The sequence below is a fragment of the Cystobacter fuscus genome (assembly GCF_002305875.1).
In the GTDB taxonomy this organism is placed as follows: Bacteria; Myxococcota; Myxococcia; order Myxococcales; family Myxococcaceae; genus Cystobacter; species Cystobacter fuscus_A.
Window position 1 is genome coordinate 6604693 of the sequence record NZ_CP022098.1, and the last position, 22709, is coordinate 6627401.

Consider the following 22709-nt stretch of genomic DNA (forward strand, 5'->3'; position numbering starts at 1 on the left):
TCGGGCCACGAAGCAGGCGAGCGGCCCGGGTGCAATCGGCCCGGGCTCGGGACGTAGGACCCGAGGACTCCGAGGCCCCCGCGCCTCCTGCTTCCCGAGGTCACCGACATGTCGCGCTCCCTGCTGCTGCCCCTCGTCCTCCTGGTGTCCGCTCCCGTGCTCGCGCAGGACCAGGCCGCGCCCCCGAGGCCAGGCACGATCGAGGTCCCCGACTTCCGCGGCGTGGCCGTGGGCCATGGCCTGCGCGCCGAGGTGAAGCCGGGCGCGAAATCGGTCCGTCTGGAGGGCCGCGCCGAGGACCTGGCGCGAATCAAGCTCGAGGTGAAGGACGGCATCCTGACGACGCGGGTGGACAAGGACTCGTGGCGCTCCTCGGGAATCCGGGACGTGCGCCTCTACGTCACCAATCCGCGGCTCGAGCACGTGTCGGCCAGCGGCGGCGCCCATGTCGACGCGGAGGTCACCCCCGCCAGCGAGCTGGAGCTGGAGGCCAGCGGCGGCGGTGAGCTGCTCGTCGCCGGGGTGGACACGAAGAAGCTGGAGGTGGAGGCCAGCGGCGGCGCGGAGGTGACCCTCCGGGGCCGCGCGGCGGAGATGAAGGTGGAGGGCAGTGGCGGCTCGACCATCCAGGCGCGCAAGGTCCAGGTGGAGACGCTGGTGGTGGAGGCCAGCGGGGGCACCCACGTCGAGGCTTCTCCCACGCAACAATTGCGTGGCGAGTTGTCCGGAGGCGCCACCCTCAAGGCCGGCGCCAAGCCCGCCAGGGTCCAGTTGGAGCGCTCCGGCGGCTCCGAGGTGCGCTACGAGTAACCGGCGTCAGTAGACGGGCCTGGGGTGGAAACGGGGAGAGTTGCAGGGCGGTCGGGGTCGTTCTACACCCCGCCTCCGCCGGGTGAGGACCTGTTCCCCCACCGTCCCACCCGCAGGTGACCCATGAGTCGCGATCCGCAACTCGCCGTCGTCTACGAGCATCCCGAGTGGTTCAAACCGTTGTTCGCGGTCCTCGATCGGCGGGGCGTGCCCTACGTGCCCCTCCGCATCGATCAGCATTACTTCGACTTGAACGAGCGCAAGCCGCCGGCGCCGGTCATCTTCAGCCGCCTGGCGATGAGCTCCTTCCTGCGCCAGGGCGAGCACGCCATCTTCTATACCCAGTCGCTCTACTCGCACTGGGAGCAGGCCGGCGCGCGGATCATCAACGGCAATCCGGCGCTGGCGGTGGACACGTCCAAGGCGCGCCAGCTCTCGCTGATCAACTCCCTGGGCTACGCGACGCCGGCGACGCGCGTGGTGCATCGCCGGGCGGACCTGGTGCGCGCCGCCGAGGGCCTGCGCTTTCCCATCGTGGTCAAGGTCAACATCGGCGGCTCGGGGGCGGGCGTCGTGCGCTACGAGAGCGCCGCGGAGCTGGCCCAGGCCGTCGAGGAGCGCTCCACGCCCGACAGCATCGACAGCGTGCTGCTCGTGCAGGAGTACGTGCCCACGAAGGAGCGCCACATCGTCCGGGCGGAGACGCTCAACGGCCGCTTCCTCTACGCCATCACCGTGACGACCACCGGCGGCACCTTCGACCTGTGCCCCGCCGATGCGTGCATGGTCGGCAAGCCCCAGGTCACCCTCAAGCAGACGACGCTGGACGCCGACACCATCCACGCGGTGGAGACCATCTCGCGCGCGGCGAACATGGAGCTGTGCGGCATCGAGTTCATGATCGACGAGCGTGACGGGGTGCGCCGCTTCTACGACATCAACGGCCTGTCCAACTTCGTGGCCAAACCACTCGAGGTGCTGGGGTGGGATCCGCACGAGCAGTTGGTGGACTACCTCGAGGGCATTGTCGCCACGGCGCGGCGCGGGGAGGCGGCATGAGGTACGGATTCTGGGCTCCCGTCTTCGGCGGCTGGCTGCGCAACGTGCGGGACGAGGGGATGGAAGCGAGCTGGGAGTACATGAGCCGGCTGTGCAGGCGCGCCGAGGAGATCGGCTATGACCTGACGCTCATCGCCGAGCTCAACCTCAACGACATCAAGGGCGTGACCGAGCCGGCCCTGGATGCCTGGTCCACCGCGGCGGCGCTCGCGGCGGTCACCCGCCGGCTGGAACTGATGGTGGCGGTGCGGCCCAACTTCCACCACCCGGCGTTGTTCGCCAAGCAGGCGGCCAACATCGATCGCATCTCCGGGGGCCGGCTGGCGCTCAACGTGGTGTCGTCGTGGTGGGCGGACGAGGCGCGGCAGTACGGCCTCCAGTTCGATCAGCATGACGACCGGTACGCCCGCACCACCGAGTGGTTGCAGGTGGTGGACGGGCTGTGGTCGCGCACGCCCTTCAGCTTCGAGGGCCAGCGCTACCAGCTCAAGGAGGCCATCTGCGAGCCCAAGCCGCTGTCCTCGCCGCGTCCGCTCCTCTACGCGGGAGGCGAATCCGAAGCGGCCAAGCAGATGATCGCGCGGCAGTGCGACGCCTACGTCATGCACGGGGACGAGCCGGAGGTGATCGCCGGGAAGATCCAGGACATGCGGGCGCGGCGCGAGCGCGAGGGCCTGCCGCCGATGCGCTTCGGCATGGCCGCCTACGCCATCGTGCGCGACAGCCAGGAGGAGGCCCAGGCCGAGGTCGAGCGCATCACCACGTTGGATCCCCAGGCCGCGGGCTTCGCGAACTTCGAGCAGTGGCTGTCCGGCACGCAGCTCGAGCGGGAGCTGAAGATCAAGGAGTACTCGGTCTCCAACCGCGGGCTGCGGCCGGGCCTGGTGGGCACGCCCCAGCGCGTGCGCGCGCGGATCGCCGAGTTCGAGGCGGCCGGCGTGGATCTGCTCCTGCTGCAGATGAGCCCGCAGCTCGAGGAGATGGAGCGCTTCTCCTCGGCGATCATCGCACCGGAGCGCAAGGCGGCCTGAGCGCCGCTCCCCTCCCGGGGCCCGCGGGGAGGCCGACGAGGCCCTGGGAGGAGTCCATGCGCTGGGATGGAGGTGGGGCCCGGGCCTTGCGCGGGCCGTGCCAGCCACCGGGTGGTCGGATGAGGTTGGCCCCCGACGCGCGGGGCGGGTAGAACCCAGGCACCTCATGACTTCCACCCCCTCGGAATCCCCCCCCCCCGTGGCGCCCGACGAGGGCTCGGGGGGCGTGCGCGTGCGGCTCTCGGGCCTGCGGCGTACCTTCCCGGGCGGAGTGCCCGTGATCTCGGGCATGGACCTGGACATCGGCGCGGGCGCCTTCGTGGCGCTGGTGGGCCCCTCGGGCTGCGGCAAATCCACCCTGCTGAAGCTGGTGGCGGGACTGGACCGGCCCAACGCGGGCACCCTCACCTTCTCCCCCCCGCTCGAGCACACGCGGGGCGCGCGCAACCCCATCGCCTACGTCTTCCAGGACGCACACCTGCTGCCCTGGCGCTCGGTGCTGGACAACGTGGCGCTGCCGCTCGAGTTGACGGGAGTGCCGGCCCCGAGCGCCACGCGGCGGCGCGGGCCCTGCTCACCGAGGTGGGCCTGGGGGACGCCACGGCGCGCTACCCGGCGGAGCTCTCGGGCGGCATGCGCATGCGCGTGTCACTCGCCCGGGCGCTCGTCACCCGCCCCCGGCTGTTGCTGCTCGACGAGCCCTTCGCCGCCCTGGACGAGCTGACGCGCAACCGGCTGGATGATCAGCTCCTCGCGCTGTGGAAGGAGCTGGGGATGACCGTCCTCTTCGTCACCCACTCGCTCTCGGAGGCGGCCTACCTGGCCCAGCGCGCCGTGGTGCTGTCGCGACGGCCCGCGCGGGTGATGCTGGACCGGTGGCTCGACCTGCCCGCGGAGCGCCGTCCCTCCCTGCGCGCCGAGCCCGGCTTCGCCCGGGAGCTGGGCCTGCTCCAGGAAGCCCTCGAGCGAGGAGACTCGACATGAACGGCTCCTTCGCGCGGCAGGTGGTGCCGCCCCTGGTCGCGCTCGGGGTGCTGCTGGCGCTGTGGGAGGGGGTGACGCGGGTGTTCGGCATCGCCCCCTGGCTGCTGCCGCCCCCGTCCGCCATCGCGCTCGCGGGGGCGCACGAGGCGCCCGCCCTGTGGAACGCGATGTTCACCACCGGCCGCGCCGCGCTGATCGGCTTCGGCTTGAGCGCCGGGGTGGGCGTGCTCATCGCCATCCTCCTGGCCTCCTCGCGGCTGTTGGAGCGGGCGCTCTACCCCTACACGCTCTTCCTCCAGACGGTGCCCATCGTGGCCATCGCCCCGCTGCTGGTGCTGTGGTTCGGCCCGGGCACGCGCGCCGTGGCCATCTCCTCCTTCATCGTCTCGCTCTTTCCCGTCATCACCAACACGCTCACCGGGCTGCGCTCGGTGGAGCCGGCGCTGCGCGACCTGTTCCGCCTGTACGGGGCGAAGCGGCTCGCCACGCTGTGGAAGCTGGAGCTGCCGGCGGCGCTGCCGCAGATCTTCACCGGGCTGCGCGTCGCCTCGGGGCTGGCCGTCATCGGCGCCATCGTGGGCGAGTTCGTCGCGGGCTTCTCCGAGGAAGGCGCGGGCCTGGGCATCCTGGTGCTGACGGCCTACCGGCAGTTGCGCACGGATCTGCTCTTCGCCTCCGTGCTGGCGGCGGCGGTGTTGGGACTGGCGCTGTTCGGCGCGGTGAACCTGACGGGCTTCCGGCTGCTCAAACGCTGGCATCCCTCGGCCTCGTCGGAGCCGTGAGAAACCCTTGCATTGGAGAGGAAGGCACACGTGAAAGGACGTCTGGCTGGAGTCGTGGGTGGACTGGTGCTGCTCGTGGTGGCCGGGGCGTGCTCGCGCTCGAAGGAGAACGCGCCCCAGGCCGCCGGAGGGGACGCGGGGAGCGCCGCCCCCCAGGTGGCGCAGGTCAAGCTGGCCCTCAACTGGGTGGCCGAGCCCGAGTTCGGTGGCTTCTACGCCGCGAGGGATCTGGGGCACTACAAGCGCCGTGGCATGGACGTGAGCATCCAGGGTGGCGGCGCCGGGGTGCCGGTGATGCAGATGGTGGCGTCGGGCCAGGTGGACTTCGGCATCGCCGGCGCGGATGAAATCCTCACCGCCCGGGCGCGGGGCGTGGATGTGATTCCGCTGTTCGCCGTGTACCAGACGGCGCCACAAGCCCTGATGACGCATGCGTCGCGAGGCGCCAAGGGCATCAAGGATCTGCTCTCCTCGGGCACGGTGGCCCTGGAGCCGGGCCTGCCCTACGCCGCGTATCTGAAGAAGAAGTATGGCTTCGACAAGGTGAAGGTGGTGCCCTACGACGGCGGCGTGGCGCGCTTCGTGGCGGACAAGGACTTCAGCCAGCAGTGCTTCATCACCTCGGAGCCCATCGCCGCGCGGCGCCAGGGCGCGGATCCCTCCGTGTTCCTGGTGGCGGACGAGGGCTTCAATCCCTACATCGCCGTGCTCATCACCCGCCGGGCGCTCTGGAAGGAGCAGCCGTCCCGGGTGAAGGACTTCGTGGAGGCGGTGCGCGAGGGCTGGCGGGCCTACCTGGACGACCCCGCGGCCACCAACGCCGTCATGGGCAAGCTCAACACCTCCATGGACGCGGAGACGTTCGCCGAGGCGGCGCGCGCCCAGAAGCCCCTCATCGAAACGGAGCAGACGCGCGCCAAGGGCCTGGGCACCATGAGCCGCGAGCGATGGGACACCCTGGCGCGGCAACTCGTGGACCTGGGCCTCATCGACAAGGTGCCCGCCTCGGACGACTTCCTGCTGCCGGAATTCGTCGACATGGGTTCGCCCGCCCCCGCCACGCCGTAGCAAAGACAGACAAATCGACATCGAATGACAATCATTGCCATTCGATGTCGACATATCAAATTTGTATGTTTTTATTTTCAATTAAACATATACAAAATTTGCAAGCTTCGTGCCAATAGAAGACAATCAACAAATAGGCAATTCGTGTCTGTCTATCAAGATATGATCCCACTGTCATTCACATAGTCCGTCTATGTGGGCTAGACCTCCAACGACTTCCCGCCCCGCCCCCGAGGCCTCCGTGCGCGTGCTCTTCATTGGCAACAGCTACACCTACAACAACGATCTTCCGGCGATGCTGGAGGGCCTCGTGCGGGCGCTGTCTCCGGGGACGCGGTTGGAGACGGGCGCGGTGCTCCTGGGTGGAGCGACGCTCGAGTCGCACTGGAAGCGGGGCGAGGCGAGGGAGCTGCTGCGCGGGGAAGCCTGGAGCCACGTCGTGCTGCAGGAGCAGAGCCTGCTGGGCCACCTGCGCATCGACGGAGCGGTGCAGATGAACGAGCCCGAGGACAGCTTCTACCCCTACGCCCGCCTCTTCGCGCGGGAGAGCCTGGCGGTGGGCGCGAGCCCGGTCTTCTACATGACGTGGTCGCGCAAGGCGGACCTGCCCGCCCAGGAGGTGCTCACGCGCGCCTATGCCCACATCGCTCACGAAGAAGGAGGCGTGCTGGCACCGGTGGGGGTGGCGTGGGAGCGGGCGCGGAGGGAGCGGCCCGAGCTGGAGCTGTACGGGGAGGACGGCCACCACCCGGGGCCCGCGGGCACCTACCTGGCGGCCTGCGTGCTCTACGCCTCGCTGTTCCACCAGCCCTGCCTGGGCGCGCCTGGCACCCTCTCCGGGGCGCCCTGGACGGGCTCGGCCTTCGATCCCTCGCGCACCGAGACGCTGGTGGAGCTCCCGGAGGACACCGCGCGCTACCTCCAGCAGGTGGGCTCCGAGGTGGGCCTGTCCCCCGCGCTTCCCGAAGGCCCCACCCCCACCGGGCCCCGCCTCGCCTTCCCCCAGCTACCGCGCGGCGCTCCGCTGGACGCCTCCAGGGTGGCGGGCACGTGGCGGGGGATGCTCTCGCTCTACCCCACGGAGCTGGAGATGGCGCCCGTGCCCATGTGGCTCTCGGTCGAGTCCCGGGGGACGCGGCTCACCGGGCAGGTGCGCATCCTGTTTCCACGAGACGCCCCCCTCGAGGAAGACGTGACGCCCCGGGTGGAGGGCGAGGAGCTGACGTTCTCCCTCCACGACGCGAGGATCCTCGGCGCCACGCTGCACTTGCGCGCGGTGCGCACGGAGGAAGGGCTGTGCGGGGTGGCCCACGCCCAGGACGCCCAGGGCGGGCGCTGGTTCGGTTCCTGGTCCGCGAGCCCCTCCTCCCCGGCCTGAGCCACGGAGGACGCGGCGCTACTTCGGCGGGCGCATGCGGACGAGCCCCTCTTGCGCCACGGAGGCCACCAGGCGGCCGTCCCGCGTGAAGATGTGCCCATACGACAGGCCGCGCGAGTTGCCGGCCCAGGGGCTGACGATGGAGTACAGCAGCCAGTCATTCATCCGCAGGTTGCCGTGGATCCACAGGGCATGGTCCAGGCTCGCCAGCTGCATCTGGGGATGCATGTAGCTGGTGCCGTGCGGCTGGAGCGCGGTGGTGATGAGGTTGAAGTCCGAGGCATAGGCGAGCAGGTAGCGGTGCACCCGCGAGTCATCGGGCAGCGCGCCATCGACGCGGAACCACACCTGCTTGGCGGGCTCGAGCACGTGGGGATCGAAGGGATCCAAGTGCGTCACCGGGCGGATCTCGATGGGCTTCTCGCACAGGAGCTTGTCGCGGATCTTCTCGGGGATGAGGTGCGCCTTGCGGCCGAGCAGCTCGCGATCCGTGGGGAACCCCTCGGGGCCGGGCACCTCGGGCATCTTCGCCTGGTGCTCGAAGCCGGGCTCTTCCGCCTGGAAGGACGCCATCACCGTGAAGATGGGCTCTCCCTTCTGGATGGCCACCACCCGGCGGGTGGTGAAGCTGCCGCCATCGCGCAGCCGGTCCACGGTGTAGACCACGGGCAGGCTGGCATCGCCGGGGCGCAGGAAGTAGCCGTGCAGCGAGTGCACGGGGCGATGCGGGGGCACGGTCTGGCTGGCCGCCGACAACGACTGTCCCAGCACCTGCCCCCCGAACAACTGCCGGAAACCGAGATCCTGGCTCCGTCCGCGAAAAAGATTCTCCTCAATGGGCTCCAGCTTCAGGAGCTCCAGCAGGTCCTCCAGGACGCGACTCATTCCTCTTCCTCGATGCAGGGGCGGAGATGGCGGCGAGGCACCTTGCCGCGCCGCGTAAAGCCGCACCATGGAGGATGTGGTGCGAGCGCGCCAGAGACATCGCGCGAATCAGGGCCTGGTGATCGTCGTCTCCACGGGAGCGCACGTCACCGGCCGGGCGGTCATGACCTCGAACGAGCGCGCCGTGTCGGGCAGCTTGTCGGTGACGTCCATGAGCGGGCCGGGAAACACGATGCGGTAGCGCCCGGGCTGGCTCAGATCGTAGGCCTGGGCCAGATCGAGCCGCCCTTCCACCGTGGCCCCTGGCGCCACCGCCAGGTACTGGTCCGGGGAGGGCGCGGCGCGCTTCTTCATCGGCCCCTGGTAGGCCACCTCGGCGCCATCGCGGGTGATGTCGAAGTCACGTCCCCCCAGGCGCTCGAGCGGCGAGCGCCAGGAGAGCACGTACAGCGGCGCCGCGGTGCGGTTGGTGAGCTGGAAGAGCAGCTCCACCGGCTGGCCCACGGGCGCGCTCGCCGGCACGCTCAACTTGCACTCCAGGGTCGTGGCCATGGCGGGAGTCTCCTTCTGCTCGGGGGCCTGCGTCTCCGGGGGCTTCTGCGCCGAGGGCTCTGCTGGGGCCGAGGGCTGGGCGGGCGCCGCCGGCTCCGGGGGCTTGCCTTCCGCGGACTCGCGGCGAGTACAGCCACCACCACTCAGCGCCAGGCAGCACAGCGCGACCCAACCCACATGTCCACGCGTCATAAACAGGGTGTTCTCCTCTGGGAGGGAGCCCGGAACGGACCCCCTGGCAAAAAAAAACGGGAGCGTCGCCGCTCCCGTTCCTTCCTTCAACTTCTCTCTGCCTGTCCGCCTCAGTTCTGGGCGGGGTTGTTCTCGGCGATGTACTCGTGGTTGTCCGCGTTGTCCAAGGCCTGGGTGGGGCTGGACTTGGCCAGGCTCTTGGCGGCGCTCTGGCCGTAGGCGTGGTCATCCGTGCCGGCCACCACGGTGAAGTGGCTCATCTCGTGCACCAGCGTGCCCGCGCGGGAGTCCGTGCCCGTGTTCGGCGCGCTCCAGAAGGCGCCGCACACGTAGATCTTGTAGGGCGAGGCCGGGTACACGTAGGCGTAGGTGCCCGAGTCCGTGCAGCTGCAGTCCACCGTGACCGCCGCGGAGGCGAAGGCGCTGCTGATCTTCGTGAAGTGCGAGCGGGCCGTGGTCACGTTGGTGGACGAGTAGGTGCCGAACCACGTGGTGTAGCGCGTGGTGCCCGAGGAAATACCGTTGAGGTAGGTCGACGTGCTGCTCGCGTACGTCTTGGCGGAGGCGAACGCCGTGGCGATCTGCGAGGCGCGGGTGCTCGAGCAGTTGCTGGCGGCGGTGACACCCTGGGCCGTCACGGCCTGGGCCTGGATCTCCGGCTCGCGGCTGGCGCGGCCCTCGATCCACAGGTTCACGATGTTGGAGTCCAGGGCCGCGGCGCGGGTGAGCCCCACGTTGTGCTGGTTGATGGACTGGGCGGCGAAGCGCACCGAGTACGTGCCGCTCTCGCTCAGATCATAGAGGCCCGACAGGAGCGCGGTGCCCGAGCGGCTCTCGCCGGGAGCCAGGGTGACGAAGTCCTCGGCGCGCGGCGCCACGCGCTTGACGTGGGGGCCGACGTACGCCACCTCCTCACCATTGCGCGACACCTCGAACAGACCGGCCTTCACGCCCTCGGTGCCGGGCACGTACCAGCGCAAGAGCTGCACCGGCTGGGAGGACACGTTGGTGAAGGTCACCGTCACCGCCACGTCCTCACGGGCGCTCAGGCTGCTGCTCGCCACCGACAGGCTCACCGCCACGTCGCCCAGGGCCTGATCGCTCAGCGCGGACGAGGTGTCCTCCCCCTCCATTGGCGCGCCACACGCGCTCAGCAGGGACATTCCGACCACTCCGCCGACCAGCCACTTGAAACCACGCACGTTCTGGTTCACGCAGTCAATTCCTTTCAAAAAGGACCGGTAGCTTGGCTACCCCGGTGGACCCATTGTAACACGATAAAGCTGGATTAAGTACAGGTACTGAAGGACGTAGAAATAGTTCTTAATGCGCCACTGATGCTTTGACGGCAAAGCGAGATCACCCCGACACGGGGTGTGACATCGAGGGCACGCCCTGTAGCATTCCACAGGAGCTGAAGTGGGCACGCCCCCGGGCAAAAAAAACGGGAGCGTCACCGCTCCCGGTCCTTCCATGAACGAAACGAAACGCGAGGACTACGCGAGTGCGCGCACGTCGGGCCGGTCGCGGTGCTGCTCGGCCCAGCGGGAGAGCTCCGGAGGCAGACGCCAACCCAGGGAGCAGATCTGGGCGGCCGGGGCGAAGGTGGGGGCACGCGCGGGCAATGAAGCGAACCAGTGCTCCGCGGTGAACAACCACATGTCCGGCGCGGACCAGCCCCGCCGGGAGAAGGTGGGACGCGAGAGCGCCGCGGCCCGTTGACCCAGGGTGTCCAACGCGCGCTGCATGCGCTCCATCGCCTCGGTCCGGACGGTCTCCCAGGCCTCGGAGGTGCGCAGCGCGTGGTAGCGCCCCCCGAGGTCCACCGCGGTGTTGATCGCCAGGTCCACGAGCGAGGCCACCTCGAAGGCGGCGAGGGCCTCGTCGGGCTCGGAAGGCCACAGCGGCGGCGTCGAGGGGTAGGCCCGATCCAGGTAGTGGGAGATGGCCGTCGAGTCTCCGAGAACCCGCCCATCCTCCTCGACCAGCACGGGAACCGTCTTGAGCGGGGAGAGCCGCCGGGACTCCTCGAAGAACTCGGGGTGGGCACGCACGTCGCGCAGTTCGACGGTCAACCCCTTGGCGGCGAGGGCGAGCCGGGTACGCCGAGCAAACGGCGAGTGGGCAATGTGAAAGAGGATTCTCATGGCGCGGGAGTATAGGGTGCCGCGCGCTTCGTTCGACCCCTTTGGGAGGTGCCTTCTGAAATCACACGCCCTGCTCTTCTCGCTCCTGACCGCCCCGCTCCTGGCGTCCGCCGCGCCCGCGAAGACCTCTCCGGGCGCCGTCGTCCTGCGCGGCGCGCGGCTCATCGACGGCCAGGGAGGTGCCCCCATCGAGGACTCCGTGGTCGTCATCCAGGACGGGCGCATCCTCGCGGTGGGTCCGGCCTCGAGCACGACGGTGCCGGCCAAGGCCCGCGTGGTGGACTATCAGGGAAAGACACTCATCCCGGGATTGATTTCCAATCACTCACATGTGGGTCAGGTCCAGGATGCCAACATGGGTGCTGGGAACTACACCCGCGCCAACATCTCGCGGCAGCTCCGCCAGTACGAGGCCTATGGCATCACCACGGTGCTGGCGCTCGGGCTGAATGGTCCCCTGTTGCAACAACTGCGCACGCAGCAGCACGCGGGCCGCGGGCCCGGCGCCGACCTCTTCGGGGCGGACCGGGGCATTGGCGTGCCCCAGGGCGCGCCGCCGACCCTGGGTGGTCGCCCGGTGGGCGAGGATCAACTCGCCCGCCCCGAGACGGCGGAGCAGGCGCGCCAGGCCGTGCGTGACATGGTGGCGCGCAAGACGGACGTGGTGAAGCTGTGGCTGGACGACTTCGGCGGCTCGCTGTCCGCGAAGATGAAGCCAGACATCTACCAGGCGGTGATCGACGAGGCTCACCAGCGGGGCGTGCGCGTCGCCGCCCACATCCATGATCTCGAGGACGCCAAGATGATCGTCCGGGCGGGCGCGGACATCGTGGCCCATGGCGTGCGCGACCAGCCCGTGGACGCCGAGCTCATCCAGCTCATGAAGGAGCGCTCGGTCTGGTACGTCCCGACGCTGAGCCTGGACGAGGCGACCTTCATCTACGCCGAGCGTCCCGAGTGGATGGCCGAGCCCTTCTTCCAACGCGCCGTGCAGCCCGCGCTGCGCGCGCGGTTCGCCGACCCGGCCTGGGTGGAGAAGACGCGCGCGGAGCCGAAGTCGGAGAAGGCCCGGAAGGACGTGGCGATGAACCAGCGCAACCTCAAGGCCCTGTACGACGCGGGCGTGCGCATCGGGTTCGGCACGGACTCGGGCGCGACTCCCCTGCGCATCCCCGGCGTCGCGGAGCACCGGGAACTGGCGCTGATGACCGAGGCCGGGCTCACGCCCCTGCAGGCGCTCACGCTCGCCACCCGGGAGGCCGCCACCCTCCTCGCGCTGGAGGATCGGGGCGTCCTCGCCCCCGGCAAGCAGGCGGACCTCGTGGTGTTGGACGGCGACCCGAGCACCGACATCTCCCGGACGAAGACGATCCACGCCGTCTGGCACCGCGGCAAGCAGGTCTCCGGGACGGTGGACACCTTCAAGCCGTGAGGCGCCGGGGGCCCGCCCCCACCCGTCACGCCGGCAGGAGCCGCTCGAGCGCCGTGCGCAGGCGCTCGGGAATGGCGACGGCCTTGCGGGTGTGCCGGTCCACGAAGACGTGCACGAAGTAGCCGTGGGCGGCGGCCCGCTCCTCGCCCTGCTTGAAGATGCCAATGCCATACGTCACCGAGCGGTTGCCCAGCTTGTCCACGCGCAGCCCCGCCCGGAGCGCATCCGGATAGGCGAGCGGCGCGTGGTAGGAGCACTTGGACTCCACCACCAGGCCGATGACGGGGCTCGCGAGGATGTCCAGCCCTCCCTCGTGGATGAGGTAGTGATTGGCCACCGTGTCGAAGTAGCTGTAGTAGGTGACGTTGTTGATGTGGCCGTAGGCGTCGTTGTCCATCCACCGCGTGGTGATGGGCAGGAAGTAACGGTAGTGCTTGGCGGTCTCGGCATCGGACACGGGCGTGGTCTCCGCGGGGTTACCAGTAGCGCAACGCCTGACGGAACAGCCCGGAGAGCACCGGCTTGCTCATCTCCCGGGGAGCGTTCTGCAACAGGCGTTGCTGGGGAAAGGCACCTTCGGTGAGGGTGTCGACATCCGCCTCGGTGTACCCCACCCCGCTCAGCCCGTTGGGCATGCCCACCGCGCGCATGAGCTGGAGCACCCGGCCCGCGAGCACCTCGCCCGCGTCCCCGGGCGTGGCCCCGCGCACGTCCGCGCCCAGCCACTGCGCGGCTTCCAGATGCCGCTCGGGGCTCACCTCCGCGGTGTAGCGGAACACCGCCGGGGCGTTGACGATGACGGCCATGCCGTGCGGCACCAGGGGCTCGTCCTGCGGGTAGCCCGAGGGGCGGAAGTCGCGCACCGCGCCCGCCACGGCGTAGGCCATGCCATGGGGCGCGTGGACTCCGGCGTTGCCGAACGCGATGCCCGCCAGCGTGGAGGCCCACATGAGCTGCTCGCGCGCCTCGGAGTCCTCCGCGTCCGCCACCGCGCGCTCCAGGTACTGCCCCATCAGGCGCAGCGCCTCGCGGCAGCCCAGATCGCTCCAGGGGTTGGCCCCCTGGCTCATGGGCCGCAGGCTCGGCCGCGCGGGCGCGGGGCGGCGCACGTAGGGCCGCGCCGTATAGGACTCCAGGGCGTGGGAGAGCACGTCCATCCCACTGGCGGCCGTCACCTCGCCGGGCAGGGTCGCGGTGCAGTCCGGATCGATGAGCGCCTCGGTGGGACGCAGCCGGGGCGAGGCGATGCCCGTCTTCGCCCCCAGCGACAGCAGATCGAAGATGGTGATGCCGGTGACCTCGCTGCCCGTGCCCGAGGTGGTGGGACAGGCGATGTGTGGCTTGAGCGGACCGGGCACCGCGCGCCCCTCGCCCACGGGCGCGTTGACGTAGGCGAGGAAGTCCGCCGGGTGCGTGGCGTAGAGGTTGGCGCCCTTGCAGGTGTCGATGACCGAGCCTCCGCCCAGGGAGACGTAGCCATCCGGCCGCGCCTCGGCGGCGAAGCGCGCCGCCTCCAGGATGGATTGGTCCGTGGGCTCCACGTGCACGTGGGTGTAGAGCACCACGTCCAGGCCCGCGGCCTTCAGCGACTGGAGCACCGTCTGGAAGAACGGCAGCCGGGCCAGCCGCTCGTCCGAGAACAACGCCACGCGCGTCATCCCGAGCGCCCGGGCCCGCTCGCCCACCTCCGCCAGGCAGCCCCGACCGAAGGTGACGCGCGAGGTGTCCACCGTGAAGGCCGAGTCACAGCCTTCCGCGACCGTCTGATAGTGATGACAGCAGCCCATGTCTCGACCTCCTCCTGGAAAAGCCCGCGGACTGTAGCGCGAAGGAGGGGCCGCTGACGCCCGGAGGGAAGAGCCCTCCGGGCGCCGGGCTCACTTCGTGAGGACTTCCCGCCAGAGCAGGCGCTCCTCGCGCCCCGGATCGTTCTCCACCTGGGACTGGAGGTTGAAGAGCATCGTGGCGCGCCGCTCCGCGTCATAGGCGGGCCACTCGGGGATGCCCGGGTGCTGGGGCGAGCCCGAGCGGGCGAAGAAGATCCACGCGGTGCTCATCTGGTCGACGAGGCCCGCGCGCTCGGGGGCGCGGCCGGTGAGGCTCGGCATCAGATCCACGTTGTCGAACACGAAGGGAATCTCCAGGGCGTGCGTGGCCTTGAGCCGGCCGTCGAGCACGGGCGTCTCCCAGTTGAACTGGTACACGTAGACCGGGGCCTGCTGGGCGGCCTTGCGCTCGGCGACGAGGAGCGAGGACGTGCGGAACATGTCGCTGCCCGCGGTCATGAGCACCTCCTTGGCCGAGTCCTCGGGCAGCCGCTTACGGTAGTGATCGAAGATCGGACCAGCCGCCTCTCCCGCGATCCGGCCCATGCCCATGCGCGCCATGCCATCGGTCATGAGCGACGTCTGTCCGTAGAGGAAGAGCGTCATCTCGTCCTTGTTGGTGCCGATGAGCAGCGGCACGCTGGCCGAGACGGCCGGAGCCTCGGGATCGAACGGGTGGCCGGGCAGGACCGTCCCATCGGCCACGGGGGAGAAGGGCGAGTTGAAGCTGAACGCGCCCCGGTTCTTCTTGAGCACCGCGGCCTGGGCGTCCAGCACCTTCTCCACGGGAAGCTCCCGCAGCGCGGCGAAGTCGCCGGGCTTGAGGCCGAGCTCGGCGAGCACCTCCCCGGCCTGCGAGGCCGCCGGCTCGGACGCCAGCGCCTTCATCATGGCTCCACTCTGGCTGATGGCGCGGTGGAACAGTCCCTGCGCCGCGGGCATGGCGAGCAGCAGCGTCACCTTCATGCCGCCGCCCGACTCGCCGAAGATCGTGACGTTGCCCGGGTCGCCGCCGAACGAGGCGATGTTGTCACGCACCCACTGCAGCGCCGCGACGATGTCGAGCATGCCCGCGTTGCCCGAGGAGGCCCATGCCTCGCCGGCCGCGGCGCCCGGGTACAGGTAGCCGAACACGCCCAGCCGGTGGTTGAGCGTGACGACCACGACGTCGCCCCGCCGCGCGAGCGCGGTCCCGTCATACATGGCGGCCGAGCCGGAGCCCTCGACGAAGCCCCCGCCGTGCAGCCAGACCATGACCGGGCGCTTGCCACCATCCGCCACGTTGGGCGTCCAGATGTTGAGGCGCAGGCAGTCCTCGCTCATCTCCTTCGTGTCGGGAGTGACGAGCGTCGAGACGACCTCGGGGGCGACGTTGGCGCCAATGGCGCTGCGCTGGGCACAGCGCGGGCCGAACGCGAGCGCATCCCTCACGCCGCTCCACGACTCGGGCCGCGTGGGGGGCATGAAGCGGTTCTTGCCCGAGGTGGGGCCTCCGTAGGCAAGGCCCTTGAAGACGCGAATGCCCTCGAGGGTGGCTCCGCGCACCTGACCCTGAGCCGTGTCCGCGATCACCGGCCCCTCATCCTGGGCCTCCCGGGCCTTGTTCTCGGAGCGAGGGATGTGGGCACAGCCACTCGCCAGGACACACGCGAGCAGGCCCATCAGGGCGGATGAAGCGGACACCACGGACGGACGACCAGAACGCATCGATTGTTCCTCCTGGTGGGGCGCCATAGCAGAAGGACGGGCCCGCCCCCGACGGAGAAATCGGCGCGGGAGCCAACGGGTTGTCCTCTGTTCATCGGTCGCCGGAGTCAGATGCGCAGGCCGAGCTGGATGCCGGGCCAGTACTGCATCGAGCCGCCATCGCCCAGCGGACGCTCGCGCGGCGTGAACCGCGTCATGTCGCGCTGCTCCCCGGGCGAGAAGGCGAAGTAGACGTTGTACGTGGGCGCGGCGAACACCGCGAGCCTCGGGAGGATCTGGAAGCCCACCATCGCCCGGGCCTGGGCCAGCAGGTTGTTTCCGGTGAAGGGATCCCGGAGCAGGTGCACGCTGCTGCCCACCGCGTCCACGTCCACCCAGAAGCGCGTGCCCAGGGGCATGTGCACGCCCAGCCCCACCCCCAGGCTGAAGCGCTGGAACCGATCCGTCGGATCGAAGCCCCCCACGAACGTGGAGTACACGTGCTGGCCGCCCAGCTTCACGCCCACGTTGGTGAGCAGGATGTCGCTCGACCAGAGCTCCAGGTGGAACTGCCCCTGCTTCACGAAGGAGAGCAGCCCCACGGGCGCGCCGTGCACCTCGTCGGCCACGTTGATGATCCCCACCTGCGCGCCGCGCACCACCTTGCCCACGTTGATGATCCCCACCTGCGCGCCAGACACGTCTCCGCCCACGTTGACGACGGAGAGCTGCAACCCCGAGACGCTCCGCGCATGGTTGATGGCCCCGCTCACCTGGACGCCCGACATCGTCCCGCCCACCGTGTTCACCGCTCCCGCGACCTGGCTTCCCACCATGCTCCCGCCCGCCACGTTCATCCCCCCCGTGAGCTGCACGCCCCGCTGCTCCCGGCCCGTGACGTTGAGGAGCGAGGACACCTGCACGCCCCGCACGTCCCCACCCGCCACGTTCACTCCTCCCGTGAGCTGCACGCCCCGCTGCTCCTGGCCCGTGACGTTGAGAAGCGAGGACACCTGCACGCCCCACATGCCCCCGCCCACCACGTTCACTCCCGCCGAGACCAGTGCTCCGTCCGACTCGTCGCCGTAGGCGTTCGACAACACCGACAGGGACAAGCCCTTGAGCGCCGTGGCGTGGTTCATGAACCCAAGCGCCCACCCGTTCTCCACCTCCGCGCCCCGCGCGAACCAGTCGTTGCTGCTCACCGCCGGCGCGATGCCGAAGTTGAAGGCCAGGCGCTTGCGGCCGGGGACGGCCTCCCTCACCTCTTCCACCGGACCTCCCCGCGACACCGTGGCCTCGCCCAGCACCGAGGAGAAGCTCGCGGTCACCAGCTGCGTGCTGCGGCCCTCGGCGAGCACGAAGGACGCCTCGGACAGCCCACCCTCCAGCTCGCGCCGCACCCGGTAGCGTCCGGGCGCCAGACCCAGCTCCGTGGACCGCCCCGCCATCTTCATCACCTCCACGACGAGCCGCCCCGTCTCGTCGCGCACGAAGAGCCGCCCCTGCAACGAGTCGGTCAGCACCAGCGCCGCGGAGGTCGCGCGCAGGTCGGTCATCACCAGGTCTCCCGTGCCCGCCAGCTCGATGTCGTAGGCCGGGTGCTGGGCGCCGCGCTGGGTGCGCTCGGTGCGCGAGAGCGTCTCGTGGAAGGCGAACTGGTAGGCCTCGTTGAGCGTCACCCGCCCATCCCGCGTCATGTCCGCCGCGCCCCGCAGCCCGGAGATGAGGTGGTGGGTGAAGAAGGAACCCCCCAGCCGATCCGACTCCTGGGAGGCCTCGTCCTCGCTGGACGAGGTGAGGATGGCCTGCCCCGTCACCCGGCTGCCGGCATCCACGAGGAAGGCGGGCCGCGGCGAGCCCCCCTTGCGGCGCGCGAAGGCTCCCGAGGCACAGGAGTCCAGCACCGCGATGCGCACGTCCGCGGGCAGGCCCTCCAGGGCGCGGCGCAGCTCGCCATACGTCAGGCGCTCGCCCTGGAGCAGCAAGCCATCCTCGTCCGAGTGCCCCGAGTAATAGAGCAGCACCTCCACCCGGCTCACCCCCGAGGCCTTGGACGACGCGACCAGGCGCTTCATCCGCTCGAAGCCCTCGAGCAACCCGGCCCGGCCCGTCTCCAGCAGCAACACCCGATCCGCGGGAGCCACACCGCCCAGCTCCCCCAGCACCTGGGAGAAGGACTGGGCATCGGTGGCGGCGTAGCGCAGGCGCGTCCGCTCGGGCCCTCCGTCATTGACGCCCACCAGGAGCGCCAGCCGGCGCACCCCAGTGTTGGCGGGCGCCGCATCGGCCACGGTGGAGCCCCACAGCAAGGCCGACCACAACAGGACTGGGATCATCCGGTTCATGGGGAACTCTTTTCGAGAAGGAAGGACACCTGCCGGAAGCGCTCGGCGAGCGGGAGGAGCGCGGTGCGCGCGCCGTCCGACGTGGCGAGCACGCGGGCGGGGGCGAGCACCTCCTCCAAGGTGAAGGGCTCGTCCGAGGTGACGAAGAAGAAGCGCTCGAAGGCGGGGGCGTCATCCAGCGCATAGGCCTGGGGCAGCGCGTGCGTCCCCGAGGGCTTGAGCGACATGGCGTCCAGGCCACCCTCGGGGGCATGGAGGGTGACGGTGCCCCGGCCGTCCACGGAGAAGATGACGCCGAAGCGGGCTCCCGCGGCCACGTAGGAGACCTGCACCACGTCCCCTTCCGAGGCCAGGGTCCCCTGGGTGAGAGCCTCCGGACCCTCGGCCGCCAGACGATGCAGGCCGAGCTGGGGCGACAGCCCCTTGGTGCGGGTCTCCTCGGCGCTCTCCTCTTCCAGCGCTCCCGGCCTCGTGCCGGGGCGCGCCACCACGAGCAGGAGCACGGCCAGCACGGGCACCAGGGCGAGCGCGGGACGCCACCGGAGCCAGGGGCTCGTCTCGAGTGAGCGAGCCTCGCTCCGCCGGGCGCGGCGTTCCACCTCGCGCGCCACGACGGAAGGGGGCCGTTGCTCCAACAGGGTGCGGTTCTCCGCCTCGAGCGCGGCCAGACGGGCCTCGCCGTCGGGCTCCTGGGCCAGGCGGGCGCGGGCCGCGGCCAATTCATCCGGAGGCAGCTCGCCCAGGGCGATGCGCTCCAACAACCAGTCCGGGGTGCGGTGGGGGGACATCATGCGGTCTCCAGTTCCTCGAGCACGGTCGAGAGGGCCCGGAGGCGCTTGCGCACCCCGGAGACGGACAACCCCACCTCGCGGGCGGTCTCCTCCAGCGTCATCCCATCCACAAGGTGGAGGACGGCGATGTCCTGGCTGGAGGCGGGCACCCGGCCGAAGAGCCGGTCCAGCAGGCCCCTCGCCTCGGTGCGTGCCCCGGTGTCCTCGGCGGAGGCGATGCGCAGCACCAGCTCGTCGTGGGCATCCTCGGGGCGGCGGCGGGCGCCGCGCAGCCGGTTGAGGCACACCCGCGTGGCGATCTGATGGAGCAGGCTCGAGGGAGCGCTGTTCCTCAAGTCCTCTCGATGACGCAGGAGCTGAACGAATACGTCGTGCATGGCATCCACCGCCTTCTCTTCATCGCGCAGGAGGAAGCGGCAGCGCCGGAGCACCTGGGGGCCGTAACGGCGATAATAAGCCTCGACATCGATGGCCAACGGACTGTCGCCTCCCTCTTTCGGCGGCATGGAACACCGTCGCCAGAAGGATCCGTCACTCCCCTATCTTCTTTTTTTTCGTGGGGGACGCCCTCCCCCCGGCGCGAGGCCACTCCAAGCCCGGGCGGAGCGCCCGCGGGCCAAGGGCCTTCACGAAGGGGGGGACGTGACGAGGAGCCATGCCGCGGCAAGGGGCCTGGCCAGGGGCTACCCGCTTACCGGCGCGGGGGACCGGAGCCCTTCACTTCTCGGCGTTCGAGGACTCGGGAGGGCACTCGCCCTGCGACGAGACCTGATCGGACGAAGCCGTCCCCGGCCCATGGCCATGCTTGAAGTGCTGGTGGTAGGGCAGCTCGTTCGCGCTCGAGCGGGCCTCCTGTTGCGAATCCGAGCAGTTGGCCGGGCTCGTCCCCCGTCCGTGCTTGAAGTGCTGGTGGTAGGGAAGCTCGTTCGCGCTCGAGCGGGCGACGGGTTGCGAATGCGAGCAACCGAGCAAGCCCAGGGTGGTGACAGCGGTACACAGGATGAGCGTCTTCATGTGGGACCTCCCTTTTCTCAACAGCTTCTCGACCCTAAAAACGTCCTATTTTCGGATCAAACCAATCGACCGATGTGAGATGGAAGGGAGTATCCACTCCATGTAGGGGAGCTAATCCCGTGTCATTCGCGGTGTAGTTCTCCTGTTGCCGCGAGTGTCCACCGGGCCCACCCTCGGCGCGGCGCGCCTACTGCTGCCCCGCCGCGGCCTTCGGGTCCATCCACATGACTTCCCAGTGGTGGCCGTCGAGATCGTAGAAGCTCCAGCCGTACATGAAGCCGTGGTCCTGCGGGTCCATCGCATGCTTGCCGCCCGCGGCGATCGCGCTCTTCACCATCTGATCGACCTCGGCCCGGCTGGAACAGGACAGCGCGAAGAGACCCTCGGTCTGGGTGCTCGTGTCGCAGATCTTGTTCTTCGTGAAGGTCTTGAAGAACGGCTCGGCCAGCAGCATCACGAAGGCCTGCTCGCTGACGATCATGCAGGCGGCCTTCTCGTCGGTGAACTGCGGATTGAACTCGAAGCCGAGCCGGCTGAAGAACTCCATCGAGCGCTTCAGGTCGCGGACGGAGAGATTGACGAAGATCATCCGGGGGGAGCGGTTCGCGGTCATGGGTGCCTCCAAGAAAGGGGGTTCGCGGGTGTAGACCCCCGGCGAGCGCCAAACTCATCGGTCACCTGGAAGAAAATCGACCGACGCGGCGCGCCATGCCGTTGCCGCGGGGCGTCGAGAAGCAGGCACCGACAGGAGGCTTCAACCCACCGCGTCCGTCATTACTTGCGCTCCACAACTGTCGTGGATGACAAGCAATAAACGAGACATATTCCAGCGAAACGAATCATCCACGCCTACCCCGGAAGTCCTTTGCACAAAAACAAGTCCCTATAGCATGCACGTCGAAACCACCCACCGAGTGGAGACGACTACATGCCAGACGCGCAGTCGAATCGAGTGAAGCCCGGAACGGAGCCCGCCAGCCACTTCGACGCCGTCATCGTCGGTGCCGGATTCTCGGGCCTGTACATGCTCCACCGCCTGCGCCGGCTCGGGCTGTCGGTCCGGATCTACGAGGCGGGTGGCGACCTGGGCGGCACGTGGTACTGGAACCGCTACCCGGGCGCGCGCTGCGATATCGACAGCATGAACTACTCCTACTCGTTCTCGCACGAGCTCGAGCAGGAATGGAAGTGGACCGAGCGCTACGCCACCCAGCCGGAGATCCTGCGCTACCTCAACCACGTCGCGGACAGGTTCGAGCTCCGCCAGGACATCCAGTTCAACACGCGGGTGACGGCGACCGTCTTCGACGAGGCGACGGGCCAGTGGGCGCTCCAGATGGACGACGGCGCCCAGGTGTCCGCCAGGTTCGTGATCATGGCGACGGGCTGCCTGTCCGCCACGAAGGTGCCTGACTTCAAGGGGCTCGACACCTTCCAGGGCTCCTGGCTCCACACGAGCCGCTGGCCGCACGAGGGAGTGGACTTCACCGGCCAGCGCGTCGGCGTCATCGGCACGGGCTCGTCCGGCATCCAGGTCATTCCCATCATCGCCGAGCAGGCCTCCCACCTCTTCGTCTTCCAGCGGACCCCGACCTTCAGCGTGCCCGCGCGCAACGCGCCCCTGGACCCGGCCTACGAGTCGCGGATGAAGGCGACCTATGCCGAGTACCGGCGCAAGGCGCGCGAGACACGGGCCGGGGTCATCATGGAGGTCAATCCCAAGTCCGCCCTGGAGGTGTCCCCCGAGGAGCGGGAGCGTGCGTACCAGGCGCGCTGGGAGGTGGGTGGCACCTCCTTCCTCGCCACGTTCTCGGACGTGATGGCCAACCGGGACGCCAATGAGACCGCCGCCGAGTTCGTCCGTTCCCGGATTCGGGCAACGGTTCGCGACCCGGCCGTCGCCGAGTCCTTGTGTCCCCGGGACTATCCCCTGGGGACCAAGCGCATCTGCGTGGACACGAACTATTACGAGACCTTCAACCGGGACAACGTCACCCTGGTCGACGTCAGGGCCTCACCGATCGAGGAGATCACCCCCACGGGACTCCGGACCCGGAGCTCGGAGTACGCGCTGGACCGCATCGTGTTCGCCACGGGCTTCGATGCCTTCACGGGCCCCCTGTTCAACATCGACATCCGCGGCAGGAGCAACGCGTCACTGAAGCGCAAGTGGGCCGAGGGCCCGCGTTCGTACCTGGGCCTGTCCATCGCCGGCTTCCCGAACCTGTTCACCATCACCGGCCCCGGCAGCCCCTCCGTGTTCGGCAACGCCATCGTCTCCATCGAGCAGCACGTGGAATGGATCACGGACTGCATCACGTACCTGCGGGAGCACCGGCTCGAGTGCATCGAGGCCACCGTCCAGGCCGAGGACGAGTGGGTCGCGCATGTCAGGGAAGTGGCTGGCCGCACGCTCTACCCCCTGGCCAACTCCTGGTACATCGGGGCGAACATTCCCGGCAAGCCACGCGTCCTGCTGCCCTATGCCGGCGGCGTCGGAGCCTACAGGAAGAAGTGCGAGGCCATCGCGGCCCAGGGCTACGAGGGATTCACCCTGACGCGCGCAGGAGAAGGGTTTTCCACGCCCCCTCCCCTTCCATCCACTCGGATTCCCAGTCAGTCTCAAAAACAGTAACTCGAGAAGTCATGACAATTCGCGTCATCACGGCAATAAAATAACTTCTTGACCTCCATGTATTTGGTCCTTAAAACAAACATGCGACC

20 protein-coding genes and 1 pseudogene are annotated in these 22709 nt (G+C 69.3%); 9 read left to right on the forward strand and 12 right to left on the reverse strand.

Annotation, left to right across the window (positions count from 1 at the left end):
• Positions 1 to 108: 108 nt before the first annotated feature.
• The 7 genes and pseudogenes from CYFUS_RS26935 (at position 109) to CYFUS_RS26965 (ending at position 7112) form a co-directional block, all read left to right on the forward strand.
• Positions 109 to 810 (forward strand): head GIN domain-containing protein, encoded by a 702-nt coding sequence (locus CYFUS_RS26935; protein WP_095987840.1) that lies wholly within the window; start codon positions 109 to 111, stop codon positions 808 to 810.
• A 123-nt stretch (positions 811 to 933) separates the two neighbouring features.
• Positions 934 to 1869 carry an ATP-grasp domain-containing protein gene (locus CYFUS_RS26940; protein WP_095987841.1) on the forward strand — a complete coding sequence of 312 codons (936 nt, stop codon included), beginning with the start codon at positions 934 to 936 and terminating at the stop codon, positions 1867 to 1869.
• Positions 1866 to 2900 carry an LLM class flavin-dependent oxidoreductase gene (locus CYFUS_RS26945; RefSeq protein WP_095987842.1) on the forward strand — a complete coding sequence of 345 codons (1035 nt, stop codon included), beginning with the start codon at positions 1866 to 1868 and terminating at the stop codon, positions 2898 to 2900. The genes CYFUS_RS26940 and CYFUS_RS26945 overlap by 4 nt, the downstream gene beginning before the upstream one ends.
• Positions 2901 to 3189: 289 nt before the next feature.
• Positions 3190 to 3884 (forward strand): annotated as a pseudogene (locus CYFUS_RS26950) (ABC transporter ATP-binding protein).
• Positions 3881 to 4666, forward strand: coding sequence for an ABC transporter permease (locus CYFUS_RS26955; RefSeq protein ID WP_095987843.1), 786 nt, complete (start codon positions 3881 to 3883; stop codon positions 4664 to 4666). Before CYFUS_RS26950 ends, CYFUS_RS26955 begins: the two are co-directional and overlap by 4 nt.
• A gap of 30 nt (positions 4667 to 4696) precedes the next feature.
• Positions 4697 to 5734, forward strand: coding sequence for an ABC transporter substrate-binding protein (locus tag CYFUS_RS26960; RefSeq protein WP_095987844.1), 1038 nt, complete (start codon positions 4697 to 4699; stop codon positions 5732 to 5734).
• Between the two features lie 241 nt (positions 5735 to 5975).
• Positions 5976 to 7112, forward strand: coding sequence for an SGNH/GDSL hydrolase family protein (locus tag CYFUS_RS26965; protein ID WP_232536822.1), 1137 nt, complete (start codon positions 5976 to 5978; stop codon positions 7110 to 7112).
• A gap of 18 nt (positions 7113 to 7130) precedes the next feature.
• On the opposite strand, the gene tesB is transcribed toward CYFUS_RS26965, so the two are convergent.
• From tesB to CYFUS_RS26985, 4 genes are all read right to left on the reverse strand, one after another.
• Entirely contained in the window at positions 7131 to 7997 is an 867-nt protein-coding gene (gene tesB / locus CYFUS_RS26970; RefSeq protein WP_095987845.1) for an acyl-CoA thioesterase II, read from the reverse strand.
• Positions 7998 to 8105: 108 nt separating this feature from the next.
• Positions 8106 to 8741: a protease gene (locus CYFUS_RS26975; RefSeq protein WP_095987846.1), complete on the reverse strand. Its 636-nt coding sequence runs from the start codon at positions 8739 to 8741 to the stop codon at positions 8106 to 8108.
• A gap of 110 nt (positions 8742 to 8851) precedes the next feature.
• On the reverse strand, positions 8852 to 9955 hold the full coding sequence (locus tag CYFUS_RS26980) for a M35 family metallo-endopeptidase (RefSeq protein ID WP_095987847.1): 1104 nt from the start codon (positions 9953 to 9955) through the stop codon (positions 8852 to 8854).
• Positions 9956 to 10237: 282 nt separating this feature from the next.
• Complete coding sequence (locus CYFUS_RS26985; RefSeq protein ID WP_232536823.1) at positions 10238 to 10888, reverse strand: glutathione S-transferase family protein; 651 nt, start codon at positions 10886 to 10888, stop codon at positions 10238 to 10240.
• Here CYFUS_RS26985 and CYFUS_RS26990 point away from each other — a divergent pair.
• Entirely contained in the window at positions 10887 to 12320 is a 1434-nt protein-coding gene (locus CYFUS_RS26990; RefSeq protein ID WP_232536824.1) for an amidohydrolase family protein, read from the forward strand. The genes CYFUS_RS26985 and CYFUS_RS26990 overlap by 2 nt on opposite strands.
• Before the next feature lie 25 nt (positions 12321 to 12345).
• Here the strand turns inward: CYFUS_RS26990 and CYFUS_RS26995 are convergent, their stop codons facing one another.
• From CYFUS_RS26995 to CYFUS_RS27030, 8 genes are all read right to left on the reverse strand, one after another.
• Positions 12346 to 12777, reverse strand: a complete 432-nt coding sequence (locus CYFUS_RS26995) for an acyl-CoA thioesterase (RefSeq protein WP_198316088.1) — start codon at positions 12775 to 12777, stop codon at positions 12346 to 12348.
• 19 nt (positions 12778 to 12796) lie between these two features.
• Positions 12797 to 14107: a hydroxyacid-oxoacid transhydrogenase gene (locus CYFUS_RS27000; RefSeq protein WP_095987848.1), complete on the reverse strand. Its 1311-nt coding sequence runs from the start codon at positions 14105 to 14107 to the stop codon at positions 12797 to 12799.
• A gap of 90 nt (positions 14108 to 14197) precedes the next feature.
• The gene (locus CYFUS_RS27005; protein ID WP_095987849.1) at positions 14198 to 15853 is read right to left on the reverse strand and encodes a carboxylesterase/lipase family protein; all 1656 of its coding nucleotides are present in this window, start codon (positions 15851 to 15853) and stop codon (positions 14198 to 14200) included.
• A gap of 107 nt (positions 15854 to 15960) precedes the next feature.
• Complete coding sequence (locus CYFUS_RS27010) at positions 15961 to 18180, reverse strand: caspase family protein (protein WP_095987850.1); 2220 nt, start codon at positions 18178 to 18180, stop codon at positions 15961 to 15963.
• Positions 18177 to 18971, reverse strand: coding sequence for an ActD-like protein (locus tag CYFUS_RS27015; RefSeq protein WP_095987851.1), 795 nt, complete (start codon positions 18969 to 18971; stop codon positions 18177 to 18179). Before CYFUS_RS27015 ends, CYFUS_RS27010 begins: the two co-directional genes overlap by 4 nt.
• The gene (locus tag CYFUS_RS27020) at positions 18968 to 19447 is read right to left on the reverse strand and encodes an RNA polymerase sigma factor (RefSeq protein ID WP_095987852.1); all 480 of its coding nucleotides are present in this window, start codon (positions 19445 to 19447) and stop codon (positions 18968 to 18970) included. Before CYFUS_RS27020 ends, CYFUS_RS27015 begins: the two co-directional genes overlap by 4 nt.
• A 241-nt stretch (positions 19448 to 19688) precedes the next feature.
• Positions 19689 to 19985 (reverse strand): hypothetical protein, encoded by a 297-nt coding sequence (locus tag CYFUS_RS27025; protein WP_095987853.1) that lies wholly within the window; start codon positions 19983 to 19985, stop codon positions 19689 to 19691.
• A gap of 187 nt (positions 19986 to 20172) precedes the next feature.
• Positions 20173 to 20598 carry a VOC family protein gene (locus CYFUS_RS27030; RefSeq protein ID WP_095987854.1) on the reverse strand — a complete coding sequence of 142 codons (426 nt, stop codon included), beginning with the start codon at positions 20596 to 20598 and terminating at the stop codon, positions 20173 to 20175.
• A gap of 315 nt (positions 20599 to 20913) precedes the next feature.
• On the opposite strand from CYFUS_RS27030, the gene CYFUS_RS27035 reads away from it, so the two are divergent.
• Complete coding sequence (locus CYFUS_RS27035; RefSeq protein ID WP_095987855.1) at positions 20914 to 22620, forward strand: flavin-containing monooxygenase; 1707 nt, start codon at positions 20914 to 20916, stop codon at positions 22618 to 22620.
• Positions 22621 to 22709: the final 89 nt, after the last annotated feature.